The sequence below is a fragment of the Sphingopyxis sp. genome (assembly GCF_036675685.1).
Classification (GTDB): domain Bacteria; phylum Pseudomonadota; class Alphaproteobacteria; order Sphingomonadales; family Sphingomonadaceae; genus Sphingopyxis.
Genome location: NZ_JAKFEM010000057.1, coordinates 230,373 through 240,701, shown reverse-complemented (window position 1 = coordinate 240,701; position 10,329 = coordinate 230,373). Strand labels below are relative to the sequence as shown.

14 protein-coding genes are annotated in these 10,329 nt (G+C 64.6%); 4 read left to right on the top strand and 10 right to left on the bottom strand.

Features of this window, described 5'->3' with window-relative positions; all coding sequences use genetic code 11:
* Nucleotides 1-18 precede the first annotated feature (18 nt).
* Nucleotides 19-147 (top strand): entericidin A/B family lipoprotein, encoded by a 129-nt coding sequence (locus V6M50_RS19740; RefSeq protein ID WP_037515306.1) that lies wholly within the window; start codon nt 19-21, stop codon nt 145-147.
* 20 nt (nt 148-167) lie between these two features.
* Here V6M50_RS19740 and tatC read toward each other — a convergent pair whose 3' ends face one another.
* From tatC to V6M50_RS19695, 9 genes are all read right to left on the bottom strand, one after another.
* Complete coding sequence (gene tatC, locus V6M50_RS19735) at nt 168-977, bottom strand: twin-arginine translocase subunit TatC (protein ID WP_332820287.1); 810 nt, start codon at nt 975-977, stop codon at nt 168-170.
* Complete coding sequence (tatB, locus tag V6M50_RS19730) at nt 974-1,378, bottom strand: Sec-independent protein translocase protein TatB (RefSeq protein ID WP_332820286.1); 405 nt, start codon at nt 1,376-1,378, stop codon at nt 974-976. Before tatB ends, tatC begins: the two co-directional genes overlap by 4 nt.
* 28 nt (nt 1,379-1,406) lie before the next feature.
* The gene (locus tag V6M50_RS19725; protein WP_332820285.1) at nt 1,407-1,643 is read right to left on the bottom strand and encodes a twin-arginine translocase TatA/TatE family subunit; all 237 of its coding nucleotides are present in this window, start codon (nt 1,641-1,643) and stop codon (nt 1,407-1,409) included.
* 73 nt (nt 1,644-1,716) lie between these two features.
* Nucleotides 1,717-2,310, bottom strand: coding sequence for an SMC-Scp complex subunit ScpB (gene scpB, locus V6M50_RS19720; protein ID WP_332820284.1), 594 nt, complete (start codon nt 2,308-2,310; stop codon nt 1,717-1,719).
* Nucleotides 2,307-3,080 carry a segregation and condensation protein A gene (locus V6M50_RS19715; RefSeq protein ID WP_332820283.1) on the bottom strand — a complete coding sequence of 258 codons (774 nt, stop codon included), beginning with the start codon at nt 3,078-3,080 and terminating at the stop codon, nt 2,307-2,309. Before V6M50_RS19715 ends, scpB begins: the two co-directional genes overlap by 4 nt.
* Nucleotides 3,081-3,088: 8 nt before the next feature.
* Entirely contained in the window at nt 3,089-4,096 is a 1,008-nt protein-coding gene (gene nagZ / locus V6M50_RS19710) for a beta-N-acetylhexosaminidase (RefSeq protein ID WP_332820282.1), read from the bottom strand.
* Nucleotides 4,097-4,204: 108 nt separating this feature from the next.
* Complete coding sequence (locus V6M50_RS19705; RefSeq protein ID WP_332820281.1) at nt 4,205-4,975, bottom strand: SPOR domain-containing protein; 771 nt, start codon at nt 4,973-4,975, stop codon at nt 4,205-4,207.
* On the bottom strand, nt 4,975-6,702 hold the full coding sequence (argS, locus tag V6M50_RS19700) for an arginine--tRNA ligase (RefSeq protein WP_332820280.1): 1,728 nt from the start codon (nt 6,700-6,702) through the stop codon (nt 4,975-4,977). Before argS ends, V6M50_RS19705 begins: the two co-directional genes overlap by 1 nt.
* Nucleotides 6,703-6,836: 134 nt before the next feature.
* The gene (locus V6M50_RS19695) at nt 6,837-7,508 is read right to left on the bottom strand and encodes a hypothetical protein (protein ID WP_332820279.1); all 672 of its coding nucleotides are present in this window, start codon (nt 7,506-7,508) and stop codon (nt 6,837-6,839) included.
* Nucleotides 7,509-7,661: 153 nt separating this feature from the next.
* Here V6M50_RS19695 and ispH point away from each other — a divergent pair, with 153 nt between their 5' ends.
* From ispH to rnhA, 3 genes are read left to right on the top strand one after another with little or no spacing between them, the layout of a single operon-like run.
* On the top strand, nt 7,662-8,642 hold the full coding sequence (ispH, locus tag V6M50_RS19690) for a 4-hydroxy-3-methylbut-2-enyl diphosphate reductase (RefSeq protein WP_332820278.1): 981 nt from the start codon (nt 7,662-7,664) through the stop codon (nt 8,640-8,642).
* Nucleotides 8,642-9,604, top strand: coding sequence for a homoserine kinase (thrB, locus tag V6M50_RS19685; RefSeq protein ID WP_332820277.1), 963 nt, complete (start codon nt 8,642-8,644; stop codon nt 9,602-9,604). The genes ispH and thrB overlap by 1 nt, the downstream gene beginning before the upstream one ends.
* Complete coding sequence (rnhA, locus tag V6M50_RS19680) at nt 9,601-10,059, top strand: ribonuclease HI (protein ID WP_332820276.1); 459 nt, start codon at nt 9,601-9,603, stop codon at nt 10,057-10,059. Before thrB ends, rnhA begins: the two co-directional genes overlap by 4 nt.
* Before the next feature lie 18 nt (nt 10,060-10,077).
* Here the strand turns inward: rnhA and V6M50_RS19675 are convergent, their stop codons facing one another.
* Complete coding sequence (locus V6M50_RS19675) at nt 10,078-10,254, bottom strand: YegP family protein (RefSeq protein WP_332820275.1); 177 nt, start codon at nt 10,252-10,254, stop codon at nt 10,078-10,080.
* Nucleotides 10,255-10,329 lie beyond the last annotated feature (75 nt).

Sequence of the window (10,329 nt, the reverse complement as noted above, 5' to 3'; positions counted from 1 at the left end):
ATCCTGAGAGGTAGAAATATGACGAGTTACCGCGCAATCCTTCTCGCCCTGATGGCAAGCTTTCTGGTCGCTGGCTGCAACACGGTAAAGGGTGCCGGTCGCGACATCGAATCTGTCGGTCAAGCCGGCAGCGATGCCATCGACTAATCGGGATCGAGTAACTTACCCTAAGCCTCTTCGAGAGGTTCGACAGGCGCCTCTTCGGCGCCTGTTTTGCGTCGGCGCTGGGTAAACCAGATCGCGAAGAGCGATAATTCGTAAAGCAGGATCAGCGGCACCGCGAGCAGGAACTGGCTGAGAATATCGGGCGGGGTCGCGACCGCCGCGATCGCGAAGGCCGCCACAATCATATAGCGCCGCGCCGACACGAGCTGTTCGCGTGTAACGAGCCCCGACCGCTCGATCAGCATCAGAAAAATCGGCAGCAGGAAGGCGATCCCGAACGCCATGATAAACTGCATGATGAAGCTAAGATAATTCGCGACCGACGGCAGCGCTTCCTGCTGGATCCCGCCCATGTCGCCCTGATAGCCGAGCAGGAATTTCAGCGCGACGGGAACAGTCACGAAATAGGCCAAGCATGCGCCCGCGGTGAACAGCACCGGGGTTGCAAAGATGAAGGGCAACAGCGCTCGCTTTTCCTTGCGATACAGTCCCGGGGCGACGAATTTCCACAGCTGGTTGGCAATCACCGGAAAGGCGATCATCATCGAGGCGAACAACGCGACCTTGATCTGTACGAAGAACGCCTCGAACAACTGGGTATAGATGATCTTGCCCTGGCCCGCAGCGACGAGCGGCTGCACCAGGATGCCAAAGATCGGTTCCGCGAAATAGAGGCAAACGCCAAAGGCGAGACCGATAGCGACGAGCGACTTCAAAAGCCGCGAGCGTAGTTCGATCAGATGGTCGAGCAGCGGCATCTTGCCGCCAGCACCGTCATCCTCTTCGGCGCTGATCGGCGTTTCGACAGTCATGGCAGCGGTCCGTCGCGGGGCGGTATTGCGTGGGTTTCCGGCGGGGTGGTCGCGGCGGCCTGATCGATGTCCTGGTCGGTGGGTTCGGACCCGGTCGGTTCGGGCGATGACCCGGTCGCCGGCGAAGTCGCGGGGGTCGCCGGCGCTGTGCCGGCGTCGTCGATGCGCGGAAATTCGCGCATGATCGCGTCATTCTGATCGCGCCACTGTTTCTCGAGCTCTTCGAGCTCAGCCTCACGCATCATCGTGTCGAGCCCGGCGCGGAAATGGCGCGCCATGCCGCGCGCCTTGCCCATCCATTTGCCTACGAAGCGCATCGCCTTGGGCAGATCCTTGGGTCCGATGACGACCAAGGCCACCACCACGACGAGCAGCAACTCGGTGGGCGCGACATCAAACATTCACTTGGCTTCCCCGCAGGAAGAACGGTCAGAGCTTGTCGTGCTCGTTGGTCGGCGTCGTCACCGGCGTGACGTCAGGGGCCCGCTGGCCTTCGATATGCTTCGGCGTGGCGGCGGGCGGAACGTCATCCTCCGTCATGCCCTTTTTGAAGCTTTTGATGCCCTTGGCGACGTCGCCCATCATGTCTGAAAAGCGGCCTTTGCCGAATAGCAGCAGGACCAGAATCCCGACGATCAGCCAGTGCCAGATGCTCAAACCACCCATCTCAATATCTCCTTGAGCCGCCCATATAAGAACTGCGCTCGTCGAATGCACGTCCGGCGTTCAAAAAACGCCCCTAAGCCTCTTCGCCGTCTTTTACTAGGTCCAGCTCGCCCATCGCCTCCTCGAAAGCGAGATCGACGGGATCGAGCAGACCGGCTGCGCGGAGATCCTCGATTCCCGGCAAGTCCTTGCGGCTGTTGAGGCCGAAATGTTGCAGGAAAGCGTCGGTCGTCTTGTAAATCAGCGGCCGCCCCGGCACCTCGCGGCGCCCGGCGGGAGCGATCCATTCGGCCTCCATCAGCACATCGAGCGTCCCCTTCGACGTCTGGACGCCCCGGATCGCTTCGATTTCCGCGCGACTGACGGGTTCATGATAGGCGACGATCGCCAGCACCTCGGCCGCCGCGCGCGACAATTTTCGGGGGTCGTCGCGCTCGCGGCGCAGCAGGTGGGCGAGATCGGCGGGCGTCTGGAAATGCCAATGCCCGCCGCGTTCGACGAGTTCGATCCCGCTGCCATCGTGGCGTTCCGCAATCCTCGCGATGATTATCCGCACCTCGCCGGGCGTCATCTCGTCGCCCAGCCGCCCCGCGACCTGGCGCGCGTCGAGCGGTTGGTCGCTGGCGAAAAGCATCGCCTCTATCGCGCGCTCGAGATCGTCGATCATGCCTGTGCTGCCTTGAGATAAAGGGGTTCGAATGCCCCCGCCTGTTTCAGATCGAGCCGCCCCTGCCGCGCCAGCTCGAGCGCCGCAACAAAGCTCGACGCGATCGCCGAACGGCGCAACGGGCCATCATAATCGGACGGCAGGAAGTCCGCCAACTCGGCCCAGTCGAGCTTGATGCCGATCATCCGCTGCAGATGATGGAGCGCGGCGTCGAGCGTAATGACCGGCCGCCGCGAAACCATATGGACGACGGGCTCGCTGCGCAGCTTGACCTGCCCATAGGCCGAGAGAAGATCATAAAGGCTGGCGTCCCAGCGTCGCAGCTTGATGTCGCGCAAGCCCTCGGGCTTGGCGCGCAGGAAGACATCGCGGCCAATGCGGTCGCGCGCGAGCAGCCGCGCCGCGGCCTCGCGCATTGCCGCAAGTCGCTGCAAGCGCAGTTGCAAGCGCAGCGCGAGTTCATCGGGCGACGGATCCTCAAGCGGATCCTTGGGAAGCAGCAGCGCCGATTTAAGGTAGGCGAGCCAGGCCGCCATGACGAGATAATCGGCCGCGACCTCCAGCTTCAGCTCGCGTGCTTCGGCGATGAAGGTCAGATATTGCTCGACCAGCGCAAGGATCGAAATCTGCTTGAGGTCGACCTTCTGGCCCCGCGCGAGCGTGAGCAAAAGATCGAGCGGCCCTTCCCAGCTTTCGAGCGAGAGCTGCAGCGCATCGTCGCGCTCGGGCGCTGCCGGGACGATCTCGAAGTCGAGCGGCAGGCTATCCATTCGACCGCTCAGGCGATCGCCAGCAGCGCGTCGCGCTGGTCGACCAGTGTTGCGAAGGGGCGTTCGTCGCCGACGCCCGATATTCGATCCATCGCGCCTTCGAGCCGCGCGCGCGAGACGGTGCGGATCGGATCGAGCGCGTTCGCAATCCCGACCATGTCGTCCATTTTTCCCCAGCAATTGAGCGCGATGTCGCATCCCGCGGCAACCGCATCGGCAGCACGCGACGGTACGTCGCCCGATAGCGCCTTCATATCGAGATCGTCGGTCATCAGCAGGCCATGGAAACCGATGCGCTGACGGATCACGCTGTCGATGACGATGGGCGAAAGCGTCGCCGGCCGATCGGGATCCCACGCTTCGAACACGACGTGGCAGGTCATCGCCATCGCGGCGTCGCGTAGCGCCGCGAAGGGCGCGAGATCGGTCTGCAGATCGCGGTCGAGCGCAGTAACCACGGGCAGCGCCTCATGCGTGTCGAGCAGCGCCCGGCCATGGCCGGGAATATGTTTGACGATACCGACAACGCCGCCCGCTTGCAGGCCACCAAGAATCGCACGGCCCAGAGCAGCGACGCGCATCGGTTCGCTGCCGAGCGCACGATCGCCGATGACATCGCTCGCACCCGGTTGACGCACGTCGAGCAGCGGCAGGCAATCGACGGTGATGCCGACCTCGGCCAGCATCGCGGCGAGCGCCATCGCGTTGAGCCGCGCCGCCTCGATCGCGCTGGCGGGCGCGCGCTCGTAAAGCGCGTCGAACGCCGCACCGCTCGGAAAAGCAGGCCATTCGGGGGATTTCATGCGCGCGACGCGGCCGCCTTCCTGGTCGATCAGGATCGGCAGGTTTGTTCGCCCGTCGAGCGCGCGAAGTTCGTCGGTCAAGCGGCGCACCTGCTCGCGATTTTCGATGTTGCGCCCGAACAGGATATAACCCGCGGGGTCGCTATCGCGAAAGAAGGCGCGCTCGTCGTCGGTGAGGGTCAGGCCCGACAGGCCGAAAATTGCGGGTATCATCGTGCATCAACCTCCATCGGCCGCCGCTCCCTCAAGCAGCAACCAGAACGGACAACATGCCACAGCGGCAGGGTCGCACCAACGGAGTCTGCGGCCAAGCGGGCCGAATCAGCGAACGATGACGCAATTTTCACCGGCAACGCGCAATTTCCCACACAAATTCGCGGCGTTGGCGGCTGTTCCCGCCGATACGCGCAGCCGATAGACCGTACCGCTCCCGACCTTGGCCGGCGACACCGTCTTGTTGAGCTCGGCCAGATAGGCGAAGCGTTTCGAAAGGCTGGTCCATGCCTTTGCCGCTGCGGCGTCGCTGCTGAATGCACCGAGCTGGATCATCGCCGACCCCGATGCGGCCTTGCTCTCTGCACCGGGCGTCTTGGTCGCGATAGCCGCAGGCTTGGCCTTCGCCTTCTCTGCCGGTGCCGTGCGTGCCGCAGCGGCCTTCGTCGCCGCGGCCTTGTCGGTTACGGCCTTGCTCGCCGCCGCTTCGCGCTCCTGAGGTGTTACCGCAGGTTCCTCAGGCATGCGGGTCGGATCGACCTTGCCGGCCGGCTCGACGCCTTCGCTGGCGGAAAAGCTGGCGTCGCCTTCGCCCTCAAAGGTCTTGGCGCCGTCATTCTTGGGCGCCACCTTGTAATTGCCCTCCTGCGCGGCGATCAACTCGCCCTTGCCGCGCGCGCCGCCGTTCTGGATCCACCAGAGGCCGCCGAGCACCGCGCCGATCAGCAACAGCCCGCCCAGCACCATCACGAGCAGGCGCGCCGGGGAAACTTCGCCTTCTTCCTCGAACCCGTCGGCCGACTCCAGCCACGGAAGGCGATCCTCGTCCTCGAGCCCGAGACCCGCATCCCCCTGCTCCACGTTCTTGTCGCCGGCCATCACACCATCTCCTCGAGCGCCTCTACCCCCATCAGGTGCAGCCCGTTGCGGATAACCTGCCCGATTCCGTCGGCCAAATAAAGGCGCGTCGCAGTCAATTCGGGATCATTGTCGATCACGATCCGTGAGGCCGGGTCGTCGTTGCCCAAATTATACCAAGCGTGGAACGCCGCCGCGACGTCGGCAAGATAGAAGGCAACCCGGTGCGGCTCGCGCGCCAAGGCCGAAGATTCGACGATCCGCGGGAATTGCGCGAGCAGTTTCACCAGACCGAGCTCGTGGGCGTTGAGCCGCGCCGGGGCGGGCGCAGGCAGGTCGATCGCCGCATCTTCAGCCTTTTTGCGCAGCCGCGAGATCCGGGCGTTCGCATATTGAAGATACCAGACGGGGTTGTCGCGCGATGCCTCGACCACCTTGGCGAAGTCGAAGTCCATCTGGGCGTCGGCTTTCCGCGTCAGCATGGTGAAGCGCACGGCATCCTTGCCGACCTCGTCGACGATATCGGCGAGCGTCACGAAATTGCCCGCACGCTTCGACATTTTGAATGGTTCGCCATTTTTGAGCAGCCGGACCATCTGGACCAGCTTGACGTCGAACTTCTTGCTGCCGCCCGTCAGCGCGGCGACGGCCGCCTTGATCCGCTTGACCGTCCCCGCATGATCGGCGCCCCAGATGTCGATCAGTTCGTCGGCATTCTGGCTTTTCTGGAAATGATAGGCGAGGTCGGCGCCGAAATAGGTCCAGCTCCCGTCCGACTTCTTGATCGGGCGATCCTGATCGTCGCCGAACCGGGTCGAGCGGAAGAGCGGCAGCTCGACCGGTTCCCAATCCTCGGGAGTTTCGCCCTTCGGCGCTTCGAGCTGGCCGTCATAGACGAGATCATGGTCGCGCAGCCATTTCTCCGCATCGGCGGGCTTGCCCGCGGCTTGCAGCTCGGCCTCCGATGAGAAGAGGTCGTGGTGGATGCCGAGCTTGGCGAGATCGGCGCGGATCATGTCCATCATCGCGCTGACCGCCTCGGCGCGGAAAAGCCCGAGCCAAGCGCTCTCGGGCGCGCCGACGAAGCGGTCGCCATATTCGACCGCGAGCTTGTCGGCGACGGGCATCAGATAGTCGCCGGGATAAAGCCCCTCGGGGATGGCGCCGATGTCTTCGCCGAGCGCTTCGCGGTAGCGCAGGTGCGCCGAGCGCGCGAGCACGTCGACCTGCGCGCCGGCATCGTTGACATAATATTCGCGGATAACCTTGTGCCCGGCATATTCGAGCAGCGCCGCGAGCGCGTCGCCGACGACGGCCCCGCGGCAGTGGCCGACGTGCATCGGGCCGGTCGGGTTGGCCGAGACATATTCGACGTTGACGATCCGCCCCTGCCCCATCGTCGACCGGCCATAATCGCCGCCGTCGCCGTGGATCAGCGCCAGCTCGTCCCGCCAGCTGTCGTCGGCGAGGCGCAGGTTGATAAAGCCGGGGCCGGCGATGCTGGCCTCGGTGACTTCATCGAGCGCGCCGAGTTCGGCGACGAGCAGGTCGGCGAGTGCGCGCGGGTTTATGCCGGCGGGCTTCGCCAGCACCATCGCGGCGTTGGTCGCGACGTCGCCATGCGCAGGGTCGCGCGGCGGCTCGACGCTGACGGCGGAGCGATCGAGCCCGCCCGGCAAGGCATCGCGCGCGGCAAGCGCATCGAGCGCGGCGCCGATATGGTCGGAAAAGCGGCTGAACAGGGTCACGGGCTGGGCCTATCTTCGATCAGGAAAGTCTTGCTCGCGCCCTATCGCAGTGGAGCGGGCGCGAAAAGCCCTGCGTCACCGGTCGGCGCGCAGGGCGTGATGATGCGAACGGCGCCGCGGCGCCGCCGCGGTCCTTATCGTCGGACGTTATATTCGAGCTGTTCCTGCGTCAGCTGGAAACCGATGAGCAGTTCGAAGCTCGACCGCTGCACCGCGGCGCGCACTTCGGGAAGGCTGAGCGGGTCGATCGCCGCGTCCTGGTCGCCCGCCTTGCGCTTGCGGGTGATGCGTTCCTGGATGTCGGCGGGCAGCGTCGCGGCGGCACGATCGACATAGGCCGACGCCTGCGCCCGGCCGGTGCCGCGCGTCTGCCCGTCGGCGAAGGTCACGGCCACATTGCCGAGCCGTTTTGCAACAACCACGGTGCCGCCCTGCAGCACCGTCGCATAATAAGGCAGCGTGACGGTGCGCGCGGGACCGGCGTCGCGGCGCGTCGCGACGACGTCGAAGCTCGCGAGCTGATAGACCTTTTCGCTGGCGTCGTTGCATTGCGGCGCCACATTGGTGATCGCGGCAACAACATCGATGGCGCGCGCGTCGCGGCTGGTTGCCGGGTCGAACAGCGTGACGTCGCCGGTGTGCAGCGGCACCGCAACGGCCGGGCAAGCGCTGCGTGTCGCGGTGATGCCGACGCCCCCCGCGACGTCGATTTCATTGTCCTTCGCGCAGCCCGCCACCGTCGCCATGGCTGCCGTGCCACAGAGCACGGTCAGGAATTTACGCGACGGGAACGAAATGGACATCATGATAATCGGGCTTTCCAAACAGGCACGCTGACAGGCGTCGGGACGGTTGATCCCGCTTCATGCGCGCCGCTTCTTATCGGTGCGATGAACGCGGTGCAACAAAGACGAAGCCGCTTTACCCCATATGGCTTGCTGCGCTAGAGCGCGCGCATCATGAACGCTCCCCATCCGATGACGCGCGCGCAAGGCAGTGAAGTGGCAGAACTCAAGGTTTTGATCGCCGCACCGCGCGGCTTTTGCGCCGGTGTCGACCGCGCGATCCGCATCGTCGAACTGGCGCTCCAGAAATATGGGGCGCCCGTCTATGTCCGGCATGAAATCGTCCATAACCGCTATGTCGTTGACTCGCTGAAGGCAAAGGGCGCGATTTTCGTCGAATCGCTCGACCAGGTTCCCGATGGCGTGCCGGTGGTGTTCAGCGCCCACGGCGTGCCCAAGGCCGTGCCGGCAAAGGCCGAGATGCGCGGGCTCGATTATATCGACGCGACCTGCCCGCTGGTATCGAAAGTGCATCGCCAGGCCGAACGCGCGCACGAAACGGGGCGCCATATCATCTTTGTCGGTCATGCCGGCCACCCCGAAGTCATCGGCACGCTCGGCCAATTGCCCGAGGGCGCGATGACATTGGTCGAATCGGTCGACGATGTTGCGGGCTTGTCGCCGCCCGACCCCGGCATGCTGTCCTTTCTGACCCAGACCACCCTGTCGGTCGACGACACGCGCGACATCGTCGCGGCGCTGCAGCACCGTTTTCCCGCAATCACAGGCCCGCGCGGCGAAGATATTTGCTATGCGACATCCAACCGCCAGGACGCGGTGAAGGCCATCGCCGGCGAGTGCGACCGGATGATCGTGATCGGTGCGCCGAACAGCTCGAACAGCCTGCGCCTGGTGGAAGTCGCCGAGCGGCTGGGAACGCCAGCGCATCTTGTCCAGCGTGGAACCGACATCGATCCGACGTGGCTGCGCGACATCGGCACGCTGGGCGTCACCGCTGGCGCAAGCGCGCCGGAGACGCTGGTTCGCGAGGTGATCGACGCGGTTGCAGCGGTTCGTCCCATCGTCGAAGATGTCGTCGTCACGGCCGAGGAGAATATGGTTTTCAAGCTGCCGCGCGGGCTCGACGCAGCCTGATGGCGGTTTATACCCACGTCGAACCTGACGATCTCGCCGCCCTGGTTGCCCGCTACGACATCGGCACCGTCCTGTCGTGCAAGGGCATTGCCGAAGGCGTCGAGAACAGCAATTTCCTGCTCGAAACCACCGGCGGGCGCTTCATCCTGACGCTGTACGAAAAGCGCGTGCGCGAGGGCGACCTGCCCTTTTTCGTCGATCTTCTGAGCCATCTGGCGAACGAGGGCTGCCCCGTCCCGGCGATGCTCCGCGACCGTGACGGCACCGCGATCCAGAAGATTTCGGGCCGCGCCGCCTGCATCATCCAGTTCCTGTCGGGCATTTCGCTGACCCAGCCCTCGCCAAACCAGTGCGAGGCGGCGGGCGCGGCGCTCGGCGCGATGCACCGGGCGTTGGAAGGATATGCCGGCGCGCGCGAGAACAGCATGGGCCATCGCCACTGGCGCCAGGTGGCCGAAGCGACCGGAAATCTCGACGTCGTGCGCCCGGGCCTCCAGGCGATTGTCGACGACGAACTCGCCTGGCTCGACGCGCATTGGCCAACCGACCTGCCAGCGCATGTCATCCACGCCGACCTGTTTCCCGACAATGTGCTGATGCTCGGCGACCGGGTTACCGGCCTGATCGATTTCTATTTCGCGGCAAGCGATTTTCGCGCCTACGATCTCGTCATCACGCATGCGTCCTGGGCCTTTTCCGCCGACGGAACCATATGCGATCCGGCGCGCGCGCGCGCGCTGATGCGCGGCTATGCCCGCGAGGTCGCGCTGACCGATGCCGAGATTACCGCGCTGCCGCTGCTCGCGCGCGGCGCGGCGCTGCGTTTCCTGCTGACCCGCGCGCACGACTGGGTGCATACGCCCGCCGACGCGCTCGTCACGCGCAAGGATCCCTCGCCCTTCCTCGCCCGCCTGCAACGCTACAGCGCTGCCGACGCCGCCAACCTGTTCGTCGCCGCATGACCGAGGCCACGAGCAAAACGGTGATCGTCGCCACCGACGGCGCATGCAAGGGCAATCCCGGCCCTGGCGGCTGGGGCGCGGTGCTGCGCTGGGGCGATGTGGTGAAGACGCTGTCGGGAGGAGAGCCCGACACGACGAACAACCGGATGGAATTGATGGCGGCGATCGAGGCGTTGGCGGCCCTGAAGCGCCGCTGCAACGTCGAACTGTCGACCGACAGCGTCTATGTTCGCGACGGCATTACCAAATGGATTTTCGGCTGGCAGAAGAATGGCTGGAAGACCGCGGCGAAAAAGCCGGTCGCCAACGCCGATCTGTGGCAGCGGTTGCTCGCCGAGGCCAAACGGCACGACATCGAATGGCTGTGGGTGAAGGGCCATGCGGGACATGGCGACAATGAACTCGCCGACCAGCTCGCCAGCGATGCGGCATTGAAAATCGCGCGGGCGCGCTGAACGCCCGCGCGCTTCAAATCATTCGACCTCACGCGTTTCGGCGGCGGGCCCATTCTTCTTGATCGATTCGATCGCGTTCACCGCATTGGCTTTGCTCGAATAGCCTTCGGTCCAGAAGATCGGCTCATTATTATATTTGAAATAGGCCACAAACTCACCGGCCTTGTTCTTCTTGATCTCGAAATAATGGGCCATGCTATCCTCCACTGATCATGCCCGCGCCGGGGGTGGCGCGACAAAGCCATGGTAAGCAGGCGGTTACGACGCGCA